Source organism: Chryseobacterium carnipullorum, from assembly GCF_003815695.1.
In the GTDB taxonomy this organism is placed as follows: Bacteria; Bacteroidota; Bacteroidia; order Flavobacteriales; family Weeksellaceae; genus Chryseobacterium; species Chryseobacterium carnipullorum.
In genome coordinates this window covers 4702322-4725553 of sequence record NZ_CP033920.1, presented here as the reverse complement: position 1 = coordinate 4725553, position 23232 = coordinate 4702322, and the positions used below count along the sequence as shown (strand labels likewise).

Below are 23232 nucleotides of genomic sequence, written 5' to 3'. Positions count from 1 at the left end.
GAAAAATGAGAAAAATTACAACAATCATTGCGATCGCAGCACTAAGCCTTTCCAGTATCGGATGTGATCGTTTTTTAGATATACAGCCTGAAGGGAAAATTATTCCTGTCAGTGTGGAAGATTACCGTAAAGTACTTACATCAGCCTATTCAAAATATCCGGTTCATAAATCTTTAACCGCTCTGCGTACAGATGAGATGAATATCGATGAAAATGTAAATGAATTTAATGTCTACCGTGAAATTGCGATGTGGAAAGATTCAAATACAGATCAGGCGACGGCAGAATTTCCGTGGGTAAGTTTTTATTCCGTGAATTTTTACCTGAATCAGATCATCAATGAAGGAAGCAAGACCATGGCAGATTCTCCTGAAAAACAGCAGATTCTTGCAGAAGCCTATGCACTTCGTGCCTATTTATACTTTGATATGGTCAACCTATACGGAAAACCATACAATAGTGCTACAGCAGCGACAGACAGAGGAGTGCCGGTCAGTCTTGAAATTGATCTTGAACAGGTATTGAAACCTTCTTCAGTACAGGAAGTCTATAACCAGGTGAATGCTGATATTGCAAAAGCAGAAGGACTTATGATAGAAGAGAAGCAGCCTTCCGGCATCAATTACAGATTCTCAAAAGTAGCATTGAAAGCATTTCAGGCGAGAACCGCTCTTTATCAGGGCGACTGGAACAAGGCTTTAAACTTTTCAGAGCAGGTGATGACCGCGAAAGGAGACTTAAGCAATTTAAATACTGCGACGACGGCACCTAACCATTATGCTTCAGTAGAATCTATTCTGGCTTTGGATAATGCATTCAACATTGCGGTGCAGAATGTTTCCTTTGCCTCTACAGAACTGACTTCAAAATATAATACGGCGACAGACAAAAGATTTGCACTTTATTTTCAAAAGAACGGCAGCAAATATAAAGTGATCAAAGGAGGAACCACAGATTTCAGAGTGTCTTTCAGAAGTGCGGAGATGTATTTTATAAAAGCTGAAGCATTATTAAAACTGAACAGACTGAGTGAAGCCAAAGATACATTGCTTAAAGTGGTAAAGAACAGATACACTCCGGAAGGATACACTGCAGTTCAAAACCAGATCAGTTCAATGAATGCTACAGAATTCATGACTTTTATACTCGATGAGAGGTTCAGGGAATTTGCATTGGAAGGACACCGCTGGTTTGATTTAAGAAGAGCCAATCAGAAAAAAATCATTCATAATGTGAACGGCACAGAGTATATTCTTCAGCAGAATGATGTGAGATATACCATAGAATTCCCAATGAGTGCCAAGAAGAATAATCCCCTTTTATAAACATTCATATTAACAACCCCTGAAACCGCTTGAACTTAATAGTTTTAGCGGTTTTTTTGTACTTTTGTCATGTTATGAAAATTGCCATTATAGAAGATGAGTTGCTGGCTGTTAATTATCTCAAAGATCTCTTGGATAAACAAAGCATAGTCCCTGTAACTGAGACGGTGGTTCTCCGTTCAAAAAAACAGGCCATAGACTTCTTCGAAAACCATTCAGCAGATCTTATCTTTATGGATATTCACCTCGGTGACGGAATGAGTCTGGAGATTTTTGAATATGTGGAGCTTTTTACACCCATCATTTTTATAACCGCTTTTGACGAATATGCCATGAGGGTTTTCAGGCATTTTACAATAGATTATCTTCTGAAACCTTTTGAAGAAGAGGATTTGCATCAGGCATTGCAGAAATTTATCTCCATACGGACTACTTTTGACCCCGAACCCGTTCTGAAGTCAATGTCCACCTTACATCAGGCCGACGGTCCGGACGTGATGAAACGTTTTATGGTACGGGATGGAAATAAGCTTAAATCAATAGATGAAGGAAATACCGCCTATTTTTTCGCCTCAGGAAAATACCTTTTTCTCACAACGAAGGATCATCAGACCTATATTTATGATGATACCATCAAAGATGTCATCCATAAACTGAACCCACAGCTGTTTTTCAAAATCAACCGTAAGTTTATCATCAATAAAAATGCAATTGTTGAGATCATCAAACATTCCAGCCAGAAAGTAGAACTTAAACTGTTTCCTGCTCCTGAAATCAATTCAGATGTATTTATCAGCAAAAGACAGATCACGGAATGTTTAAGCTGGCTGAAAAGCTGATTCATTACGGAGTATTTTCCCTTTTTTCTGAATAGATAACCGCCCACCGCTTTTTGACAAGTTTTTAATAATTAATGAATTCCTCAGGAACTCAATTGGGTTACTTAATTTACATACAATGAATATTTTACGAAAATTATTAAGCCATTGCCTGCCCATTTTTCAAAAAGATTATCTTTACTGCATCTCTATTGATAAATATACAATGAAGCGATTTTATTTTCTGATCATAGGTTTTCTGCTCCTTGCTCATGTCAATGCCAATGCACAGACCGACAGTGTTAAAAATTATGTAGTCAGCGCTCTTGACCTTATGAAGGCTAAATCTGTCAACAAACATCGGATCAACTGGGATTCCTTGTATACAGATTCCCGCAAAAAAGCTGAAAATATTCATACCATCAGAGAAACGTATCCACTTATAAAAGATATCCTTGGAGACCTGAAAGATGCCCACTCTAATTTTTTTCCACCAGAAATGGTTAAGGACTATACTCTTGGTTATAGAGCTACAGGGCAGGAATTCCCTGTTATTGAATCAAAAATGATTGAAAACCAGATCGCTTACATCAGACTTCCCGGTATTGCCTGTTATCATTTTGCCGAATGGGATGAGTTCGTCAACACCTTTTATAAGAAAATTGAAGAACTTAATGCCAAAAAGCCCAAAGGCTGGATATTGGATCTGAGAGATAATGGAGGTGGAATGTTTTACCCGATGTTTGCGGCTCTGTCGCCGATGCTGGATAAGCAAAACGTAATCGGTACCGTAGATGCAGAAGGGCAGTATGCTTTTTTTAAGTATAACACAAACGGAAACCTTTACGAAGGGAAGCCGCTTGCCCACCATTTTAATATTAAAAAAGTTCCTCAGCAGATCACAAAGCCGATTGTAGTGATGGTCAACAAGAAAACATCAAGTTCAGGAGAATTTTGCACGGTTGCTTTTGCAGGTCAGAAGAATGTAACGGTTATCGGACAGAATACAATGGGCCTTACGTCAGGAAATCAGGAATATAAACTTTCTGATGGAGCATTTCTTGTTTTGACTACAGGAAACATCATAGACAGAAATAAAAAAGAATACTCCAAAGTAGGAGAGGGCTTTTCGCCTCAGGTAAAGTTAAAAGATTTATCAGATACCGGATACATGAAAACAGCTACAGAGATATTGCTGAAAAAATAAACTTTAAATGATTCAGAAAATTCTCTGCGCGAAGTCGAAGACTTCGCGCAGAGAATTTTACCTTCTGTTGTTTCTTTACCGGATCAGTTGTTGAAAAGAAAAATCCGACTTTCGCATGTCAATTTCATTCCTTTCTGATGCCAGTTGTGCTTCCCGCACATAGATCAGCATTTCTTCTTCATAGCTTTTAATAGCAGACTCAAGCGATTTGTAACTTTCATGGGTAAGTTTTTCGGATAATATTAATGCATCCAAACAACCGTTATTGACGTCCACCGGAATGAATCTGAAACAGCAAGTGTGGATGTAATATAGTAGGGGTAATTAGTGTCTTATAAATAATAGTCCTTTGATTTTAAAAAGCTTTATAAATTTATTCAATACAAGATAAAACTTAACTATTTTTGACCAACTAATTTTCAATTTTCAACAAATAAATGATAATCAAAACTCCCTTTTATACTGCAATCATCATAGGAATGACGTGCATTTCCCTGACTGCACAGACAAAATCCCAATTAGACAACGAAATTTCCAAAGTAGAAGCGGGATTAATACCTGCCGTCCGTTTTCAGGGGGAACCTACCTGGACGCTGGAATCCAGAATGAAGCATTACAATGTTCCGGGAGTCAGCGTTGCTGTCATCAGGAATTCAAAAGTGATCTGGAGCAAAACCTACGGTTTCGCAGATGTAGAATCTAAAACTCCGGTCAATTCCAAAACACTTTTTCAGGCAGCATCCATGAGTAAGCCGGTAACTGCTTATGTCGCATTAACAGAAGTGGAAGCTGGAAAAATCAACCCGGATGCCGATGTCAATTCTTACCTCAAATCCTGGAAAGTTCCTGAAAACGAATTCACAAAGGAGAAAAAAGTCACGTTTAAAAATATAGTCAGTCATACCGCTGGTTTTACCGTAAGTGGATTCCCCGGATATGAAGCAGGAAAGCCTGTTCCTTCTCTAATTCAGGTGTTAAATGGTCAGAGTCCGTCCAATACCACCGCTATTTTTGTAGATAAAGTTCCCGGAACACCATTTCGGTATGCAGGTGGAGGATATTGTGTACTCCAACAGATGCTTATCGATTTGGAAGGGAAAGATTTTACCACCATTATGAAAGAAAAAGTACTTCTGCCACTGGATATGAAAAACAGTACTTTTTCTCAACCTTTATTCGATATTCAGTCCCAATTCTCTGCTACGGCATATAACCAGGATGGGGTAAAAGTTTCAGGGAAATCTCATACCTATCCCGAGCAGGCTGCCGCCGGATTATGGACTACAGCTGAAGATTATGCAAAGTTTGTCATTGATATTCAGAATACCCTGAGCGGAAAAAGCAGTACGATTATTTCACAAAAGATGGCTGAACAGTTTACGACTTCCTTTATTGATCCTTTTATGGGACTAGGAGTCTTTCTGGAAGACAGAAGAGGACATATGTATTTCAATCATGGTGGCTGGAATGAAGGGTTCTCCAGCAGATTTATTGCCAGCAAAACAAGTGGTGACGGGATTGTCGTGCTAACGAATACCAATAAACCTGACTTTGTAGAAGAACTTGTGCGTTCTGTGGCAGAAGTCTATCACTGGCCTTTATTTAATGGGCCGGTTCAGAAAATAGTACCGTTAAATCAGAATGATTTCAAAAATGCAGGACGTTATAGAAATGGGAAATATGGCTTTTCCAGAGTCTATAATGAAAACGGAAAGCTGATGAGTGTTTATAATGTAGAAACTCCGGTAGAAATGATCAAAGTCGGAGAAAATAAATACGCCTTTCGGGACTGGGATTTGACCGTAAAATTTGTAAAAAATGCCGATACCGGGAAAACAGATAGGGTACAGATCTATTCTAACGGGAAAATCAAATCTACAGAAGCGCAGATGAGTACAGACGATAAAACACCTCTGGAAATGGTATTGGAAGGAAATTTCGATAAAGGTCTGGAAGCTTATAAGAAGGCCAAAACTGAAGATGCAGATGATGATCTTCTCTCAGAAGGTTATCTGAATGGAGCAGGATACAAAATGCTTGGGAATAAAGAATTTACAAAAGCCATTGATATATTCCGGGTGAATGCTGCACTGTACCCTAAAAGTGAAAATGTCTACGACAGTTTGGGGGAGGCATATCTGAAGGCCGGACAGAAGGTTAAAGCCAAAGAGAGTTACCAGAAAATTCTGGAAATCAATCCCAAAAATGAAAATGCTGTGACGGTTTTAAAAACGTTATAAAAATAAACTGCTTTCATATCTTGAAGGCAGTTATTATTTTTAATAGGCCGCAGACCATAATGAAAGTTTCTATCCAACAAAATATAAAAGTGATCCATGAGTAAAAAAGATGAATACGGACTGGGCTTTGTAAAAATAACCTCAAACGGAAATACAGGATACAACTGCATTCGAAAAAATGGGGTTGTTGATCAGAATAACCTGCTTCAGTTTTTAAGTGATTTAGATATCCTCCGTACTGAGTTTCTTTTGAAGGAAATCAATGACTATCTCAATGATACTCCAAACCATGATTGACCATCTTATGATTCGCTGGTTTTAGAGCATATTAATCTGACACTTAACTACCCGGATTTTATAATTGATGAACAGCCTCACCCCTTTCCATTGGCTGACATCAGAGATTTATTGATGGAATGGCTTTATTTCCTGCGGTCTTAGTTGTTGGTGCCATCAAATTGACATTGATTAAGTGTGATTTTTATAAGAAATAGAGACTTTTTTTGATTATAAAAATAAATTTTAAATATTTCTTTTAAAAATTGATTTATAAGTGTATATGTGTGGTATGTGGGTATAAAATGATGAAAAAATAAATGTTTTTCGGAATTTTGTGAGTATTTTTGGCGTTACTAAAATATATAAACCACAAGTACTGATTCACCCTATGATCTTAATTGTTGATGACAACCAAAGTAATCTTTACTCATTAAAAAAACTGCTGGAATCTAAAGATTTTCAGGTAGATACAGCCGACTCAGGAGAAGAAGCACTAGGGAAAGCCATAAAAAATAATTATGCATTGATTATTTTGGATGTTCAAATGCCAGGGATGGACGGATTTGAAGTCGCTGAAACTCTTGCTGACTACAGCAAAACAAAAGAAGTTCCTATTATATTTTTATCGGCAGTAAGTACTGAGAAAAAATTTATAACCCGTGGTTATGCTTCAGGAGGAAAAGATTATGTCACAAAACCGGTAGATCCTGAAATTTTATTGCTTAAAGTTAAAACTTTTTACAATCTTCAGGAGCAAAGCCTTGCGATGAAAAAGACCCAGCAAAGTCTGGAACTGGAAGTGAAAGGCCGAAGAGAATCTCAGGTGACCATGAAGTCGCAGATTGATCATTTTCAGTTAATGCTGGAATCGCTGCCACAGATTGCATTTACACTCAATGGAGAAGGAAACATAGAGTTTGTCAACCTCAAATGGTACCAGTATTCAAAAACAGATATCGATTTTCCGGAAGTTCATCCGGATGATCTGGACATCAGAGAAGAATTTGAACGCTGCAGAAAAAAGAACAAAGCTCTGGAGCTGGAAGTCAGAATAAAAAATATAGATTCCGGTGACTACCGTTATCATCTTTTACGCGTAACTCCTGTGAATGATGGGAATGGCGTTAAAAACTGGGTGGGAACCTTTACAGACATCGACGACCAGAAGAAGGTGGAAAAGGAAAAAGATGAATTCCTGAGTATTGCAAGCCATGAACTCAAAACTCCTTTAACAAGTATAAAAGCCTATGTTCAGTTGCTGGACCGTAAATTAAAACTGGATAAAGAAAGTGCCGAATCCGGTTTTATGGGTAAAGTTCAGGATCAGATCGAAAAACTGAATACCTTAATCACCGATCTCCTTGATGTTTCTAAAATAGAAAACGGCAAACTTAAAATCAACAGAAAGCCAACCAGTCTTGAAAATGTGATCAGCAACGCTGTTGAAACCATTATACAGACTCATGATGAAAATAAAGTCAAGATAAAACGACACGGGATAGATCCTGAAATCCTTATTCCTTTTGATGAAATACGCATAGAGCAGGTGCTGATCAATTTCCTGACCAATGCCATCAAATATTCTCCTCAAAATAACCAGGTGATTATCACTGCATTTGTGGACGAAGAAAATCAGGAAGTAAAAGTGAGTGTCACCGACTTCGGAATAGGAATCCCGGACTTCAAGCAGGATGCTGTATTCCGCAAATTTTACAGGGTAGAAGAATCTTCTCTACAGTTCCAGGGAATGGGAATCGGTCTGTTTATCTGTTCGGAAATCATTAAACAGCATCACGGAACCATTGGAGTATCCAGTAAATTAGAGGAAGGTTCTACTTTCTATTTCACTTTACCTTTAAATTAACTACATGCCGAAAAAAATAATCAGAAATCTTCAGTTTGGGGTCGGGTTATCTTTACTGATCTTAATTGCCAGTTCTATTGCATCCTATCTCAGTATCCAAAGACAGATGGAGCATCGGGAAAGCCTTTCCAAAAGCCGGAAGTCAATAACGGCTGTAAAAGATGTTCTTGTCGCTTTACTGGATGCAGAAACAGGAAACAGAGGATATCAGCTTACAGGAAGAGACAACTTTCTGGAGCCTTATAACAGGAGCTTAAGCGAATATAAAAAAGCTTTTGAACGCGCAAGAGCTTTAGATATTTCAGATAAAAACCAGCTGGAACGCCTAAATGCTTTAGAAAAGAATGTGAACAGTAATATTGGGAATTTAAAGCAATTTGTTCAGAACAGAAGAAGGGGAATGGTCATGACGCAGGAGCAAATCCTGATGAGCAAAAGTTATATGGACAAATGCCGTCAGATCGTTCGCGATTTCGTGCAGTATGAAGAAGCCCAGCTTGAAATTAAAAATAAAGATCTCAACCGTTCCTCCGGGACAACCGTTATGTTTATTGTCTTTTCGGCAATAGCAGCGGTAGTCGTTACGATCTTTTTCTATATTAAACTAAGGTCAGATTTGATCCGTAGAGATAAATTAGAAAAAGAACTGAGAGCCAAAGACCTTGAAATAAGCAGAAGAGTAAGCGCTATTCAGCAGATTGCCAACAGAGTCGCTAATGGTGACTACAGTCAGAGGGCAGTAGATCATTCACAGGATGACCTCGGAGATCTGGTCGATTCCTTGAATCATATGACCGATTCACTGAAGAAATCTTTTGATAAAATCAACAAAAGTGACTGGCGCCAGAAAGGTCTCGCTTTACTGAATGAATCTTTAGTAGGAAATAAATCTGTAAAGGAAGTTGCTGATGCCTCTTTAAATCAGCTTGTTGAATACGGGAAATGCATCAATGGCGCGCTTTATCTTTTTGATGAAGGAATACTGAAGCTATGTACCGCTTTCGGTCTGGAAAGCACCATGAAAAAAACTTTCGAACCGGGAGAAGGAATGGTAGGTCAGGCCTTTACCAATGAAAAAATGCAGGTGTATAACAATCTTCATGAGGAAGATTTTATGGTAAGCTTCGCCAGCAGCAGAATAAAAATAAACGGAATATTGCTAATTCCAGTTCATGCAGACGGCCACTGTATCGGAATCCTTGAGTTGGGATCAACTTCAGATTTTGATCAGGACAGACTTGATTATTTTGCCGAAAGCAGCCGCAATATCGGTATTGCTTTAAATGCCGCAAAAGGGCGTGAAAAAGAGCAGCAATTGCTTGAAGAAACCCAGGCTCAATCTGAAGAATTGCAGGTACAGCATTCCGAATTGGAAAACCTGAATACAGAACTGGAAGCCCAGACCCAAAAATTGCAGGCTTCAGAAGAAGAACTGAAAGTGCAGCAGGAAGAGCTGATGCAGGCTAATGCCGAACTCGAAGAACGCTCAAGACTGCTGGAAGAAAGAAATCACATGATTGCTCAGAGAAACGGAGAGATTCAGAAAAAAGTAGAAGAACTTGCTTTAAGCACCAAATACAAATCTGAATTCCTGGCCAATATGTCCCACGAGCTGAGAACACCGCTGAACTCAATCTTACTACTTTCCAGACTGATGGCAGAAAACCCGGATGAAAACCTGAATGAAGATCAGGTAGAATCGGCAAAGGTGATTCAAAGTTCAGGAAGCAGCCTTCTGACCCTTATTGATGAGATCCTGGATCTTGCCAAAATAGAATCAGGTAAAATGACGCTTGAATATCAGGATGTTGTTGTGAATGATGTGATCAGAGATTTAAGAAGCCTGTTCAACCCGATTATTCAGGAAAAGAAGATCAATTTTGATATTCAGATAGAAGAAGGCCTTGAAAAAACTATTGAAACCGACAGACTCCGTGTGGATCAGGTATTGCGTAATCTCTTGTCCAATGCAATAAAGTTTACGACAGAAGGAAGTATTACTCTACATATTAAAAAAGATACCGGAAACAAAGATTTTATTGTTTTCAGTGTGAAAGATACCGGAATAGGAATGCCTGAAGAAAAACAGGCAATTATTTTTGAAGCCTTCCAGCAGGCAGACGGATCTACACGCCGTAGATTTGGGGGTACCGGGTTAGGGCTTTCCATTAGCCGTGAAATTGCAAGATTACTCGGAGGAGAATTAAGCCTGAAAAGTAAAGTGGATGAAGGAAGCGAATTTAGTCTTACTATCCCCGTAAAAGCGATATCTGAAACTATTCAGCCTGAGAACGACCAGAACCTGGTAGATATCATTCGTGAAGATGTTGAAGAAATCCAGAATATTCTGGAAGAAGCAGAAGCTAAAACAGCATTGCATTTGGAGACCTTAGAAATTCCTGAAGATGTAGACGATGACAGAGACGAGATAACTCCCGAGGATAAAGTGATCTTAATCGTAGAAGATGATATCAATTTTGCCAAAGCACTTCTCAAATACACCCGGATGAATCACTATAAGGGAGTTGTGGTGGTAAGAGGAGATTATGCACTGTCAGCAGCAGTTCAGTACCATCCGCAGGCTATTTTACTGGATGTTCAGCTTCCTGTAAAAGACGGCTGGAAAGTGATGGATGAGCTTAAGTCCAACTCTGCCACCAAACATATTCCGGTACATATGATGTCTGTTCTGCAGCTTGAAAAAGAAAGTTTGATGAAAGGGGCTATTGATTTCATTAATAAACCGCTCGCTCTGGATCAAATGACAGACGTCTTCAAGAAAATTGAGGATGCCCTTCAGATGTCGCCGCAAAAAGTTTTAATTGTAGAACATAATGCGAAGCACGCCAAAGCATTATCATATTATTTAAGTAATTTCAATATTTCTTTATCTGTAGAAAATAATGTGGAAGACAGTGTTAAAGCGTTAACTTCTGACCATATCGACTGTGTCATCCTGGATATCGGAGACTCAAGAAGCAGTGAATATAAAGTCGTTGAATCCATTAAAAGTTATGAAGGACTGGAAAATCTGCCCATCATTATCTTTACCGAACACAGTTTATCCAAATCTGAAGAGCTCAAGATCAAGCAATATGCAGACTCTATTGTTGTAAAAACGGCTCATTCTTATGAAAGAATTTTAGATGAAGTAGGTTTATTCTTACATTTGGTGGAAGAAAAAAACAACTCTGTAGAGACCGCAAGGAATAAGGTTTTAGGTTCTTTAACTGAAGTTTTGAGCGGAAAAAAAATATTGATTACCGATGATGATGTCCGTAATATTTTCTCTCTGACCAAAGCCTTGGAAAAATATAAGGTGGAAGTTGTTGTGGCGATGGATGGAAAACATGCCCTGCAGCAGATCAAAGAACATAAAGACATAGACGTTATTCTGATGGATATGATGATGCCGGAAATGGATGGCTACGAAACCATACGGGAGATCAGGAAAATGCCTGCATTGGCAAGGCTCCCTGTCATTGCGATCACAGCAAAATCCATGATCGGGGACCGTGAAAAATGTATAGAAGCGGGGGCTTCAGATTATATCTCAAAACCTGTAGATATCGATCAGCTGTTATCCTTACTCCGTGTCTGGTTATATGAAAGTTAAATGATGAATAAGAAGATTTTAATTGTGGACGATGATCCACGTAATATATTTGCACTGAAACTGACGCTGAAATCAAGAGGTTATCAGATTGAAAGTTGTACAATGGCCCAGGAAGCCATTCAGATTTTAAAAGAACAGGCAATAGACATCGTCCTTATGGATATGATGATGCCTGAAATGGATGGATATGAAGCCATCAGAATGATGAGAAATACACCATCCATGAGTGAAATTCCTGTGATTGCAGTGACCGCTCAGGCTATGCCGGAAGACCGTCAGAAATGCATTGATGCAGGAGCACAGGATTATGTTTCAAAACCAATTGATGTAGATCAGTTGATGACAGCCATCGAAAAATTTTCATAAATGCTGGAGCCGAGTATTGTAAAAGATGAAGAAGTAGAATACTTGATAAAAGATGTTTATGAGAGGTACGGCTATGATTTTTCAGAATATAGCAGAGCTTCTTTTAAACGTCGGGTTAACCGTATTTGCCTCATTGATAGATTTACCAGTTTTGCGGAACTTCGGTACACCGTTCTCAATGATCCGGAATACCTGAAACGCTTTGTAGAAGAAATTACAGTGAACGTGACCGAAATGTTTCGTGATCCTCACTTTTTTAAAGCGCTCAGAGAAAAGATTTTGCCGCAATTAGGAACATATCCGCTCATCAGAATATGGGTGGCAGGTTGTTCTACGGGAGAAGAAGCGTATTCAATGGCTATTTTGCTTAAAGAAGCCAACCTCTACCACAAATCACTCATTTATGGGACAGATCTGAATCCTTCGGTTTTGGAAACGGCGCGCTCAGGCGTTTTCCCCTTACAGCAAATGAAACTCTATTCAGAGAATTATATATTGTCAGGAGGGAAAAAAGATTTTTCAGATTATTATACTGCCAATTACGACAGTGTACAATTTGATAAGAGTTTAAAAGAAAAACTGATATTATCTACCCATAATTTAGTTTCAGACAGTTCTTTTAACAGTTTTCAACTCATCATTTGCAGAAATGTACTGATCTATTTCGACCGGGACCTGCAGGAACGTGTTTTTAAGCTTTTTGATAACAGTCTTGAAAACCTGGGCTATCTTGCTTTAGGTTCAAAAGAAACGCTGAGATTTTCAAAATTAGACAAAAATTATCATCAGATCGATGACCAGAGGATCTGGAAGAAAACGGAGCATATGTAACACAAACAGATGATGGAAACAAAAAACACAAAGACAGAATTGGTCGTGATAGGAGGATCCGCAGGAAGCCTGCAGGTTATTCTGGAAATGCTTAAAAATTTAAAAAATGAAATCAGTTTCCCGATTTTGCTGGTCGTTCATCGCAAAGCCTCTTCAACGAATGTTCTGCAGACCTTACTCCAGCAGTTCGTGACCATGGAAGTGATTGAGATCGATGACAAAACTGAAATTCAAAATAATAAACTGTATGTAGTCCCGGCCGATTATCACTTATTATTTGAAAATAAAAAAATGATGTCGCTGGATTTTTCAGAAAAGATGAACTACTCGCGTCCATCAATTGACGTCACATTCAAGTCTGCGGCCGAAGTATATGGAGAAACTCTGGTAGGCGTTTTGCTTTCAGGTGCCAATGCAGATGGAGTGGAAGGTTTGGGATTTATAAAAAAAAATAAGGGAAAAGTCTGGATTCAGGAGCCCGAAACGGCTGAGGTAGATTATATGCCCAGACATGCTGTAGAAGAAGTAGATTATGATTTAATCATTAAACCCAATAATCTGGCCGATTATATCAATCAACTATAAAATAAAACATTAAAACAACTTTAAGATTTAAATAGAACGAATATGAGTACAAAGAAAATTTTGATTTTTGATGATGATACAACTATTTTAGAGGTAATTACCATCATTTTCGAAGAGAATGGTTATCAGGTCGAAATTTCAGAAACCTCTCATGATATACTGGAAAAAGTTTCAAAGTTTCAGCCGGATGTTATTCTTATGGATAACTGGATCCCGAAGATCGGTGGAGTAGAGGCTACCAAACTTTTAAAAAGTCATGAAGAGTTCAGATCTATTCCTGTGATCTATGTAACGGCTAATAATGATATCGTGAGATTGGCAGAAGAAGCTCAGGCCGATGATTATGTGGCAAAACCATTTAACCTGGATGATCTGGAAGATAAAGTAGCCAAATATTTAAAATAACAGACTTACATTAAAAAGCAGTGATGCTTTTCGATATTTATAAGATATCCTTGCACAACTGTGTAGGGATATTTTATTTAAATAATCCTTCTGAAAGGCTGCCTCCTCATCTCTTCAAAATATCTGGTTCTCTCCCGGCGAAGATCCACTGTACATCTTCCGCTGTTGATTTCAGCAATCAGAGCAGATAAGAATAATTTCAACTGAGGATGAGACCGTATTTTATCTGTAAAAGTAGTAGCGATAATGATTTTTTTAGAAACGATATTCTGTGTAAAGATATATTCGCCTTCCAAATCAACATTCAAATAAAACTGATCTGTAATACTGAGTGATAAGTACCGATGGATCAGGTCGATATTTTGTAACATATTTTCCATCTTGGTGTATTTATATAATATGCATTAATATTCATGCCATAGTTATTCTTTTAATAATTTTTTAATGGATAATTTCTGAGAAGACAGATGCTTACTGAATATTTTAAAATTAATATTATATTGCTGTTTTAAAGAAAGTTTTCAAGAATGACCAATATCAATAAATCCTGAAGTATCTATGTTAAAAGATATCATTGCCAAAGACCTTACCATTGTTTTTTGCGGAATCAATCCGGGTTTGAAATCTGCAGAAGAAGGGTATCATTTTTCGGGAAGAAGCAACCGTTTCTGGAAAGTCATGCATCAGGCAGGATTTACACCCTACCAGATCGAGGCGGAGAATGACAGAAGTATTTTGGATTTCGGATATGGACTCACCACTGCCGTAGCAAGAGCAACATCCCGTGCTGACGAACTTTCAAAAGAAGAATTTGATCACTCCCTCGAGCTATTTAAAACAAAAATAACCCGTTTTCAGCCAAAATATATTGTATTTCTTGGAAAAGCCGCCTATCAGGCTTTCTCCCAAAAGAAGCAAATTCTATGGGGACCTCAGTCTGAAGATTTTTGTGGTTCCAGGGTTTGGGTGCTACCGAATACCAGTGGTTTGAACAGGGGATTTACTCTTGATGCTTTAGTTACATCCTATAGCGGACTTTATCATGAGATTCACAGTAATCAGATCTAGATTTTTCAATCAATTTTGTCATTTTTACCCATAAAAGAGGAATCTTATTCATCAATTTTCAAATGTATGTATTAGATTTCCTATTTTTGCCAAAATCCTATTATCCATGAAGAATGTCCTGAGCTGGATATTAATTGCATTTCTTACCATTTCTCTTTTGAATAACTGTTTCAGCAACAGTGTTCAGAAAGAAATCCGGGAGAAAGCCTCATTTCTTGCTGAACTGAGGACATTATATTCTTCAGGAGATGCTTCAAAATGGCCTAAACCGATCTTAGATCCTGATGCCAGACCCTACTTTTCTGAAATAGGACATCTTCCTGAAATTCAGTACCCCTCAGACAATCCGTATTCGGAAGACAAAGCTTTGCTGGGAAAAATACTTTTCTTCGATCCCCGTCTTTCCAAATCCGAGCAGATTGCCTGCGCTTCCTGCCACGATCCGGAATTGGGCTGGTGTGATAGCCGAACTTTCTCTTTCGGACACGACAGACAGCTTGGTACACGGAATGCCATGAGCATTCTGAATGTTGCCTATGCAAGGTCTTTATTCTGGGACGGACGCGCGGCATCTTTGGAAGAACAGTCCGAAATGCCAATTCGGGATGAAAGAGAAATGAATGGACACATTGATCTGGCAGCCGGGAAAATTGCGAAAATCAAAGGCTACGAATTATTATTTGAAAAAGCTTTTGGTGATAAAGCTGTTTCAAAAGACAGGATTTCCAAAGCAATTGCCGCTTTTGAAAGAACCGTTAAAAGCGGAACTTCCAGATTTGATCAGTTCATAGACGGAAAAGCAGAAGTGTATACGGATGATGAGCTGATGGGACTGCATCTTTTCCGCACCAAGGCGCAATGCATGAACTGCCACAGCTCAGGCTATTTTTCCAATAACCAGTTTGAAAATATCGGGACTTCTTTATTAGGTTCTAAAGAAGAAGATCTGGGCCGTTATCTCGTTACCAAAAAACCGGAAGATGCCGGAAAGTTTCGTGTGCCGGGACTCCGTGAAGTCACAAGAACAGGACCATGGATGCACAATGGCTCTATGGCGACTCTCACGGAAGTCATTCAGTTTTACAGCAGAGGAAATCCTGAACATTCTCAAAAACGGGAAACTGTTCATCAGGGTGTCACACTTTCCTCAGAAAAATCAGGTTTTGTAAGGCTGCTGGATCTTACCGATATAGAAATTGCCCAGCTGGAAGCATTCCTACGGACTTTATCTACGAAACCGGAAAGAGTTTTGCCCCCTGCATTGCCTCAGTAAAATAGTACTTATTATTCTGTAATTATTAAACATTCATTGACCGGAATGTAAAGGTTTTTTGCTACATTTATCTGTCATCAATCAGCAAATAAATACCAAGATATGAACATTCAGCTTTTTTCAAAAAATGCTTTAGTGGGAGCCGCTACCCAGGGAATAGGTTTAGGAATCGCTCTGGAACTGGCAAAATGCGGGGCAAACGTCACGATAATGGCCCGTAATGAAACGAAACTTAAAAAAGTGGTGTCGTCATTACCGGTTATCCATCCTGAGCAGAAACATCAATATCTGGTCGCAGATTTTTCCAATTTTGAAGAATACAGAAAAATTATTTCTAACTATTTCAGTCATCATTCTATAGATATCCTCGTCAACAATACAAACGGTCCGGAACCCGGATTAGCACTCGATAAAAATGCAGAAGACTATCAAAAAGCATTTGATCTCCTCTTTAAAACGGTCTGTGAAACTACGCTTCTTGCTTTACCTCACATGATCCAACAGAAAAATGGAAGGATCATAAATGTTTCTTCATTATCAGTAAAAGAACCCATCAGTAATTTATCCCTTTCTAATTCCATTCGGTCGGCGGTCATTGCATGGGCCAAGACTTTATCGAACGAAGTAGCACAACATCAGATCACAGTCAATAATATCTTAACCGGATATTTCGATACCGAACGTATTCAAAACCTGATCAGTCATGAATCAAAACAAACTGGAAAGTCTGAGGAAGCAATCAAAAAAGCAAGGGAAAATAAAATTCCAATGAAAAGACTCGGTAATACTGAAGAATACGGCTATCTGGCAGCTTTCCTCGCTTCAGAATATTCATCTTATCTTACCGGAACCAGTATTCCGTTGGACGGAGGATTGAATAATACGTATTAATTCAGAAGATTATTTATTTGAGGGTTTCTGGAAAAAAAATGTAAATAAATGATATGTGTTCATTTGATGAAGCGTACAGATACTACATTCGCTTATTCAGTGGTGTAGTCACACTTCTTTGCCCACCTTGAAACTATGCCGTTACCATTAAAAACGTTGCGTTTAAAAAGTAATTTTTATCTCAATGATCAGATTGACCGATTGAGCTATCGTAAATGAAATTAAAATAAAAATCGATCAAAAACCTCCGTCCTTAGGGCATTCGTTCTTTTCGGTTCCAATGTTTTTTCGTAGTTTCACTTTCCTTTAATAAAAATACCATCACAATCTACAATGAAAAGAAACTTTATCAACCAAAAAGAACTGTCCGATAAATTCTGGAATATTGAGTGCTCCGGAAAAATACAGACCATATCTTTTGGGAAAACCGGAACCAAAGGCCGCGAAACCGTTAAAGAATATGCAGATGAAAAAGAATGTCTTCAGGAGTCTGAAAAGCTTATTGCTCAAAAGATAAAAAAAGGCTATACCGAAATTCAGGAAAATGGTGAGATTCCCCAAAAGATAGAACTTTCAGAGAATGAAAAAGCAGATATTTATTTTTGGGATGCCATAGAGAAATCCAACAAATATAAAAAGGCCCATTGGAGCGAATATGATATTGATGAGCACATCGAAAATCTGACCGATCATTTGTCCAAATTTGGCAAAGAAAGAATGATTCTTTTCGAAAAAACGCTTCAGGAAAAATTAAGTGAATTGTACACTGCTGAAATTGCAGAACTCTCCATCATTCTTGAATGTGATTTTAAAAAGGAAAATGGAGTTTATATCTTTGATGATTATCTTTCTGATGATGGATTTATTTATTTCAGATGCTGGCTGCTGTTAAAAGGAAAAGAATTTTTTGAAGACATAAAAGCTGATATTCAGTCTTTTGTAAGCGGGAAATACAGTTTTGATGTGGCAGACTGCTGGGCAGAAGGATTGCTTTATGTGGCAGATGATGCGTATGCCCAGAATCATGAAGATGAAGAATCCATTATCAAAGACACGGTGTATGAATTATATCCTGAAAACGATTACGACGGTATGAATAGAAGCATGAGCCGGAAACCCAAAGGAGGAGCTGATTTGCATACAATGTATCCAAAGCTGGTGGAAGAAATAGGAGAATTGAGAAGTAAATAAATAATAAATCTGATGAATAGCCTTAAGAAATGAAAAATGCGGTTAAAGCTTTAAGAGAGAAAAAGAATATGACCCAGACTGAACTTGCAGAAAGTTCAGGAGTTTCTTTACGAACCGTTCAGCGAATTGAAGCAGGAAATATTCCAAAAGGATTTACCCTGAAAGCTATTGCCCGGACTTTAGAAACAGAACCTGAAAATCTGATTCTGGCAAGTGAAGAAAGCCCCAATGTTGACCGCGCAAAATTAATTAATCTTGCCTCTCTGATCGGCCTTATTATTCCCTATGGAGGAGTGATATTTCCCTTGATTTTAACCTATAAAACCAGAGACCCATTGAATAAAGAGCTTGGAAAAAAGATAGTAAGTATTCAGATTATTTTAGCAGGTATCGTTTCTGTTTTAATGATCACTAGTCCGTTTATTCAAAAGGCATTATCTCTAGAAATTCCTCTTTTTCTTGTCTTTTTAATAGCTTTTATATCGATTAAACTCTTCGTTGTTATCAGAAACGGAATAGGTCTCAATAAAAACAAAGATTTGTATATTCAATTGAAAACCAGTTTCTTATAATTAAAGGCGTAATAATGGCGTAAAGATGTCGTATTATTTTTGCAGGAAAATCAGATCATTATACTGAATCTTGCAGAAAATTTTGATATGAAAATCTTTAAGAAATTAATGTTATCTGTTGCCATATTGATAGCACTTTCCCTGATTGGGGGTTACCTTTATTTTGATCAAAAATTCACGCCGCCGCAAAATAATCTGAATGTTGCTGGAATTGCAGAAAATACTAATCTAAGCTGGGATCATACTGACGGGAACTCTCACGCCGCCGTCCTTTTACCTGTGAAGATCAAAGGAATTGACAAAGTTTTTTACATGCAGCTCGATTCCGGTTCTCCCACTACTTTGTTCTATAAAAAATCATTGGAGTCCATCAGGGCGAAATTTCAGAATAAAATTAAAATCAATGAAAAGCGGAATACAATTTCAACGCAGTTTAACATAGGAAATATGACAGTGACTTCCGATTTTGAATTATTAAATTATGGAAATACAGTAGATCTTAAAAATCCTTTGGGAAAAAATATCATTGGAACCATCGGAACCGACCTGTTTGAAAAACGTATTGTCCTTCTTGATTTTAAAAATGAAACGTGCTCCTTCGTAGAAAATACTGATGAAAAGGATTTTACAACATTTGACTTCAAAAAACGGAGAATCTTAATTCCCGGAACCATTGGAGATCAAAAACTGAAACTGCTTTACGATTCAGGCACCAGCGGCTACGAATTCCTTACCAACAAGGAAGAATGGCAAAAGTACAGACTCCCAAACGGTAGCATCAAAAAAGAAAAAGGAAATTCCTGGGGAAATGTATTAACGGTTATTTCTGCGCCTGCCGATCAGACCGTAAAAATAGGAAACAGTGAGCTTCAACTCTCAGAAGTGACCTATGTAGAAGGAACTTCACAAATGCAGAATCTTCTGATGAAAACTTCCGGAATGCAGGGAATGATTGGTAATAAACTTTTCCTGAACCATACCTTAATTATAGACTGTAAAAATGAAAAATTTAAAGTAAAATGATGTTTTTTTACAGCTTGATGTAATAATTCCCTAATCTGGGTTGTCTTACTATGTATTGAAATTACATCGTATATGAAGAACTGGTCTTTTAAAAAATGGAACACCGTTTTAGGATGGGTAATGTTCACGATCGCCCTGATTACTTATCTTTCCACCATGGAGCATTCTCTCAGTTTTTGGGATTGTGGTGAGTATATTTCCTCAGCCGTAAAGCTTGAAGTAACGCATGCTCCCGGAGCGGCTTTATTTCAGATTGTGGGTTCTGTGGCCAGTATATTTGCTTTCGGAAATGAAGAGAATTATGCTATTGTCATCAATGCTATGTCTTCATTGTTCAGTGCCTTTACTATTCTGTTTCTGTTCTGGACGATCACTCATTTTTTAAGGAGATTATTAAACAAAGACCTTGAAGAAATAACAAAGCACCAGGAAATCTCTATTCTTTTTGCAGGAGCGGTAGGAGCGTTGTGCTTCACCTTCTCAGATACCTTTTGGTTCTCTGCAGTAGAAGGAGAAGTATATTCCATGGCTTCTATGTTTATCGCATTACTGGTATGGCTTGTTACCAAATGGGAAAACGAATACAAAGCAGCAGATAACGAAAGATGGGTCATCCTTATTTTCTTTATCCTGGGGCTTTCCGTTGGAGTTCACATGATGTGTATGCTGGCAGTTCCGGCTGTTTGCCTGGTCTATTACGCCAGAAATTACAAATTTACCTGGAAAAACTTTATCTGGGCGAATGCCATCACACTGGGAATTTTGATTATCGTATTTAAAATTATATTCCCACTGATCATGACGATGTTCGGAAGACTGGAAATATTCTTTGTGAACGGACTTGGACTTCCTTTCCATTCAGGAACGATCGCCGCATTTATTCTGATGACAGGAGCTTCTTATTTCATCATTAAATATGCCCGGAAAGTCAAAAAAAAACTATATCAGACCATCGCATTATCTGTGGTGTATATGATCATTGGTTTTTCATGTTGGATGGTGATTCCTGTAAGAGCCAATGCCAATCCGCCCATGAATCTTAATGATCCTGATACCGCAATTGGTATGCTGGATTACTACAATAGAGAACAGTACGGAGACTGGCCTACCATCTACGGTCAAAACTATACCGCTTTCCTTGATGCGAACGGAATGGAGAAGAATGAAGACGGAAGTTTTAAAACTGAAAAGACAGGAGAAACCTTTGAAAAGGATGAAAAAACCGGAACCTACAGAAAAACCGGAGACCGGTTCCGTTATGTTTTCAGTAAATCTCAGGTGAGTCTGATGCCAAGAATGTTTAATCAGGACAAAGATGTGATGGCCAATTACATTTCAATGTACGGAGCTCCCGATTTCACCTTCAATGATGATAACGAAGAGGTGGCAGATAATCCTCAGGCCAAACAGATCTTTGATGAACTGAGAGGGAAGTATGAAGATAAATCAATCACCGCAGCCGATTACCTGAAAGTGAAACCATACAACCTGATCAATGTTCAGAAGCCTTCACTGGCGCAGAATATGGACTATTTCATTACATTTCAAAACGGGTATTATTTCGTTAGATACCTGATGTGGAACTTCGTGGGAAGACAGAACGACCTTGAGGGGAAAATGGAAAATACGAGAGGAAACTGGATCTCCGGAATTTCTTTCATCGATAATGCTTTACTGGGAAATCAGGATAAAATGCCTACCAAATTCAAAAATGAAAGTACGGTGAAGTTTTTCTTTTTACCCTTAATTTTAGGCCTGATGGGTTTCTTCTTTCAGTTGAACAGAGACTTTGGAAGATTTTATGCCCTCCTTTCCCTATTTATTTTGACCAGTTTAGGAATTGTTTTTTATACCGGAGTCAAACCTTTTGAAGTAAGGGAAAGAGATTACGCAATGGTAGGTTCCTTTTATGCATTTGCCATCTGGATCGGAATGGGAGCAGGCGCTATTTTATGGTTCCTTCAGTCTAAAGTAAAATCTAATGCAGCCAATATCGCGTTAGGCATTATTTTATTAGGAGTTCCTTTGATGATGGGTTTCCAGAATTATACACCGCATGACCGCAGCAAAAAATCGGCAGCGCGTGACTATGCTTACTCATTCCTCAAATCAGTGCCGAAAGATGATATTATTTTCATCTACGGTGATAACGATACTTTTCCTGTATGGGCTATCCAGGAAACGGAAAGATTCCGGGATGATGTGAAAACCGTGAATTTTACTCTTCTGGCAACGCCGTGGTATATCGATCAGGTCAAAAGGAAAACCTATAATGCGACAGGCATTCCTACCCAATTAACCCACGATGATTACAGAGACGGGGTGAATGACCAGATTTATCTGATGAAAAAAGAAGATTGGGAAGGCTTTTTCTCTATGTTAAAACAACAAGGCGTTCCTGATACAGAATTCCAGGCCTTCAGAAAGTTCCTCACTCAGGATACTCTCACTCTGAAGGAAGCGGTAAGCTTTTTAAAATTCAAATCTCCTGAAAAGGATGAGCTTCTGAAAATGTACTTCGGTGAAGAAAAGTATGCAGAATACAATATTCTTCCGGTAACCAAGTTTATTCTTCCTGTAAATAAAGAAAATGCTTTAAAAGCAGGAATCATCACCCAGGCAGATCTTCCGAATGTTGTTAATCAAATCATGATCACCTACAAAGGAAACACCCTTTACAAAAATAACCTGATGATGCTGGATATGTTTGCCAATTTCGATTGGAAACGTCCGATTAACTTTTCATCAGGAGGAGTCTATGACAGTGAAAATATTTTCTACCTCGATGAATATTTGCAGTTTGATGGCTTCAGCTACAGGTTGGTACCTATCCATACAGTTCCCAATACGGATGGCAATATGGGTAGAGTCAATGCAAATTCACTTTATGATGTGGTGAAAAATTTCAGATGGGGGAATTTTAAAGACCTTGGTATTCATTATGATGAGGCCGCTACTTCAAATATCATGGGCTATAGAATGACTGCCAGCAGAGCAGCTTCTGCATTGGCATTAAGCGGACAAAAAGGAAAAGCACTGGAGATACTGGATCTGGTTTCAAAAGAAATTCCGGCTGAAAAATACAATGATCCACGTTCATTAAGTTCGATGGTAACAGGATATATTATTGCAGGACAGGAGAAGAAAGGCCTTCAGCTGGCTGAAATTCTCAAAAAAGAGATCTTTGAAGAATACGATTATTACCTGAGCCTTTCCCCGGCATTCCAGAAACAATCGGCAAGACAGATGAGAGTGAAACCTATGGAATATTCTCTCGTGGTATCAGCAGTTACGGATGCTTACAAGAAACTGGGACAGAATGAAAAAGCATATAACTACCTCATAAAATCCATAGAGCCTGTTGATAAAAAATTCAATATTTTTATCACAGCACTTCAGCAAATGGGTAAAGAAAAGGCCATAAAAGAGTCTGAGGATATACAGAAAATCACTCCTTTCTACCAATATTTATTTGATGTAATGCAGCCTTTTGATTATACTTATTCTAAAAAGAAAGAAGATCAGATCACCAGGGCAATGATTAAAATAACTCAATAATTTACAAATCTTATTGTAAAATATAGCCAAAAGGCTTCAGATTAAAATTTGGAGCCTTTTTATTTTAAATCCCAGCCAAAAAAATAGTCGAATTCTGGCCGAACCGGTATCTTTTTTGTC

20 protein-coding genes are annotated in these 23232 nt (G+C 38.2%); 18 read left to right on the top strand and 2 right to left on the bottom strand.

Features of this window, described 5'->3' with window-relative positions:
* Positions 1–5 precede the first annotated feature (5 nt).
* The 3 genes from EG346_RS21510 (at position 6) to EG346_RS21500 (ending at position 3350) form a co-directional block, all read left to right on the top strand.
* Positions 6–1325 (top strand): RagB/SusD family nutrient uptake outer membrane protein, encoded by a 1320-nt coding sequence (locus EG346_RS21510; protein ID WP_073334871.1) that lies wholly within the window; start codon positions 6–8, stop codon positions 1323–1325.
* A gap of 74 nt (positions 1326–1399) precedes the next feature.
* Entirely contained in the window at positions 1400–2164 is a 765-nt protein-coding gene (locus EG346_RS21505) for a LytR/AlgR family response regulator transcription factor (protein ID WP_073334872.1), read from the top strand.
* Between the two features lie 118 nt (positions 2165–2282).
* Complete coding sequence (locus EG346_RS21500) at positions 2283–3350, top strand: S41 family peptidase (RefSeq protein ID WP_123881455.1); 1068 nt, start codon at positions 2283–2285, stop codon at positions 3348–3350.
* Positions 3351–3425: 75 nt separating this feature from the next.
* Here EG346_RS21500 and EG346_RS21495 read toward each other — a convergent pair whose 3' ends face one another.
* Positions 3426–3605, bottom strand: a complete 180-nt coding sequence (locus EG346_RS21495; protein ID WP_123881453.1) for a hypothetical protein — start codon at positions 3603–3605, stop codon at positions 3426–3428.
* A 182-nt stretch (positions 3606–3787) separates the two neighbouring features.
* Here EG346_RS21495 and EG346_RS21490 point away from each other — a divergent pair, with 182 nt between their 5' ends.
* From EG346_RS21490 to EG346_RS21455, 8 genes are all read left to right on the top strand, one after another.
* Positions 3788–5590 carry a serine hydrolase domain-containing protein gene (locus tag EG346_RS21490; RefSeq protein ID WP_123881451.1) on the top strand — a complete coding sequence of 601 codons (1803 nt, stop codon included), beginning with the start codon at positions 3788–3790 and terminating at the stop codon, positions 5588–5590.
* Between the two features lie 96 nt (positions 5591–5686).
* Complete coding sequence (locus EG346_RS21485) at positions 5687–5887, top strand: hypothetical protein (RefSeq protein WP_123881449.1); 201 nt, start codon at positions 5687–5689, stop codon at positions 5885–5887.
* A 370-nt stretch (positions 5888–6257) separates the two neighbouring features.
* The gene (locus EG346_RS21480) at positions 6258–7733 is read left to right on the top strand and encodes a hybrid sensor histidine kinase/response regulator (RefSeq protein ID WP_073334877.1); all 1476 of its coding nucleotides are present in this window, start codon (positions 6258–6260) and stop codon (positions 7731–7733) included.
* A 4-nt stretch (positions 7734–7737) separates the two neighbouring features.
* Entirely contained in the window at positions 7738–11349 is a 3612-nt protein-coding gene (locus EG346_RS21475) for a response regulator (RefSeq protein WP_123881447.1), read from the top strand.
* Entirely contained in the window at positions 11350–11715 is a 366-nt protein-coding gene (locus EG346_RS21470) for a response regulator (RefSeq protein ID WP_164466256.1), read from the top strand.
* The gene (locus tag EG346_RS21465) at positions 11716–12546 is read left to right on the top strand and encodes a CheR family methyltransferase (RefSeq protein WP_073334880.1); all 831 of its coding nucleotides are present in this window, start codon (positions 11716–11718) and stop codon (positions 12544–12546) included. It abuts the gene before it with no gap.
* A 9-nt stretch (positions 12547–12555) separates the two neighbouring features.
* Positions 12556–13131 carry a chemotaxis protein CheB gene (locus EG346_RS21460; protein WP_181876083.1) on the top strand — a complete coding sequence of 192 codons (576 nt, stop codon included), beginning with the start codon at positions 12556–12558 and terminating at the stop codon, positions 13129–13131.
* 42 nt (positions 13132–13173) lie between these two features.
* Positions 13174–13536, top strand: coding sequence for a response regulator (locus EG346_RS21455; protein WP_073334882.1), 363 nt, complete (start codon positions 13174–13176; stop codon positions 13534–13536).
* Between the two features lie 77 nt (positions 13537–13613).
* Here the strand turns inward: EG346_RS21455 and EG346_RS21450 are convergent, their stop codons facing one another.
* Positions 13614–13916: a hypothetical protein gene (locus EG346_RS21450; protein ID WP_123881445.1), complete on the bottom strand. Its 303-nt coding sequence runs from the start codon at positions 13914–13916 to the stop codon at positions 13614–13616.
* A gap of 178 nt (positions 13917–14094) precedes the next feature.
* On the opposite strand from EG346_RS21450, the gene mug reads away from it, so the two are divergent.
* The 7 genes from mug to EG346_RS21415 all read left to right on the top strand — a co-directional run bounded on the left by mug (position 14095) and on the right by EG346_RS21415 (position 23112).
* On the top strand, positions 14095–14604 hold the full coding sequence (mug, locus tag EG346_RS21445; protein WP_123881443.1) for a G/U mismatch-specific DNA glycosylase: 510 nt from the start codon (positions 14095–14097) through the stop codon (positions 14602–14604).
* Positions 14605–14710: 106 nt separating this feature from the next.
* Complete coding sequence (locus tag EG346_RS21440) at positions 14711–15877, top strand: cytochrome-c peroxidase (protein WP_123881441.1); 1167 nt, start codon at positions 14711–14713, stop codon at positions 15875–15877.
* A 102-nt stretch (positions 15878–15979) separates the two neighbouring features.
* On the top strand, positions 15980–16768 hold the full coding sequence (locus EG346_RS21435) for an SDR family oxidoreductase (protein WP_123881439.1): 789 nt from the start codon (positions 15980–15982) through the stop codon (positions 16766–16768).
* Between the two features lie 333 nt (positions 16769–17101).
* On the top strand, positions 17102–17959 hold the full coding sequence (locus EG346_RS21430) for a DUF4240 domain-containing protein (RefSeq protein WP_123881437.1): 858 nt from the start codon (positions 17102–17104) through the stop codon (positions 17957–17959).
* 29 nt (positions 17960–17988) lie between these two features.
* Entirely contained in the window at positions 17989–18531 is a 543-nt protein-coding gene (locus EG346_RS21425) for a type II toxin-antitoxin system RelB family anti-toxin (RefSeq protein ID WP_073334888.1), read from the top strand.
* 87 nt (positions 18532–18618) lie between these two features.
* The gene (locus tag EG346_RS21420) at positions 18619–19554 is read left to right on the top strand and encodes a hypothetical protein (RefSeq protein WP_123881436.1); all 936 of its coding nucleotides are present in this window, start codon (positions 18619–18621) and stop codon (positions 19552–19554) included.
* Between the two features lie 72 nt (positions 19555–19626).
* Positions 19627–23112 carry a glycosyltransferase family 117 protein gene (locus EG346_RS21415; protein WP_123881434.1) on the top strand — a complete coding sequence of 1162 codons (3486 nt, stop codon included), beginning with the start codon at positions 19627–19629 and terminating at the stop codon, positions 23110–23112.
* Positions 23113–23232 lie beyond the last annotated feature (120 nt).

Excerpts from the sequence above, each read along its gene's own strand:
- EG346_RS21510 (WP_073334871.1), top strand. The coding sequence starts at position 6 with ATGAGAAAAATTACAACAATCATTGCGATCGCAGCACTAAGCCTTTCC.
- EG346_RS21505 (WP_073334872.1), top strand. The coding sequence starts at position 1,400 with ATGAAAATTGCCATTATAGAAGATGAGTTGCTGGCTGTTAATTATCTC.
- EG346_RS21500 (WP_123881455.1), top strand. The coding sequence starts at position 2,283 with ATGAATATTTTACGAAAATTATTAAGCCATTGCCTGCCCATTTTTCAA.
- EG346_RS21490 (WP_123881451.1), top strand. The coding sequence starts at position 3,788 with ATGATAATCAAAACTCCCTTTTATACTGCAATCATCATAGGAATGACG.
- EG346_RS21485 (WP_123881449.1), top strand. The coding sequence starts at position 5,687 with ATGAGTAAAAAAGATGAATACGGACTGGGCTTTGTAAAAATAACCTCA.
- EG346_RS21480 (WP_073334877.1), top strand. The coding sequence starts at position 6,258 with ATGATCTTAATTGTTGATGACAACCAAAGTAATCTTTACTCATTAAAA.
- EG346_RS21475 (WP_123881447.1), top strand. The coding sequence starts at position 7,738 with ATGCCGAAAAAAATAATCAGAAATCTTCAGTTTGGGGTCGGGTTATCT.
- EG346_RS21470 (WP_164466256.1), top strand. The coding sequence starts at position 11,350 with ATGATGAATAAGAAGATTTTAATTGTGGACGATGATCCACGTAATATA.
- EG346_RS21465 (WP_073334880.1), top strand. The coding sequence starts at position 11,716 with ATGCTGGAGCCGAGTATTGTAAAAGATGAAGAAGTAGAATACTTGATA.
- EG346_RS21460 (WP_181876083.1), top strand. The coding sequence starts at position 12,556 with ATGATGGAAACAAAAAACACAAAGACAGAATTGGTCGTGATAGGAGGA.
- EG346_RS21455 (WP_073334882.1), top strand. The coding sequence starts at position 13,174 with ATGAGTACAAAGAAAATTTTGATTTTTGATGATGATACAACTATTTTA.
- EG346_RS21450 (WP_123881445.1), bottom strand. The coding sequence starts at position 13,916 with ATGGAAAATATGTTACAAAATATCGACCTGATCCATCGGTACTTATCA.
- mug (WP_123881443.1), top strand. The coding sequence starts at position 14,095 with ATGTTAAAAGATATCATTGCCAAAGACCTTACCATTGTTTTTTGCGGA.
- EG346_RS21440 (WP_123881441.1), top strand. The coding sequence starts at position 14,711 with ATGAAGAATGTCCTGAGCTGGATATTAATTGCATTTCTTACCATTTCT.
- EG346_RS21435 (WP_123881439.1), top strand. The coding sequence starts at position 15,980 with ATGAACATTCAGCTTTTTTCAAAAAATGCTTTAGTGGGAGCCGCTACC.
- EG346_RS21430 (WP_123881437.1), top strand. The coding sequence starts at position 17,102 with ATGAAAAGAAACTTTATCAACCAAAAAGAACTGTCCGATAAATTCTGG.
- EG346_RS21425 (WP_073334888.1), top strand. The coding sequence starts at position 17,989 with ATGAAAAATGCGGTTAAAGCTTTAAGAGAGAAAAAGAATATGACCCAG.
- EG346_RS21420 (WP_123881436.1), top strand. The coding sequence starts at position 18,619 with ATGAAAATCTTTAAGAAATTAATGTTATCTGTTGCCATATTGATAGCA.
- EG346_RS21415 (WP_123881434.1), top strand. The coding sequence starts at position 19,627 with ATGAAGAACTGGTCTTTTAAAAAATGGAACACCGTTTTAGGATGGGTA.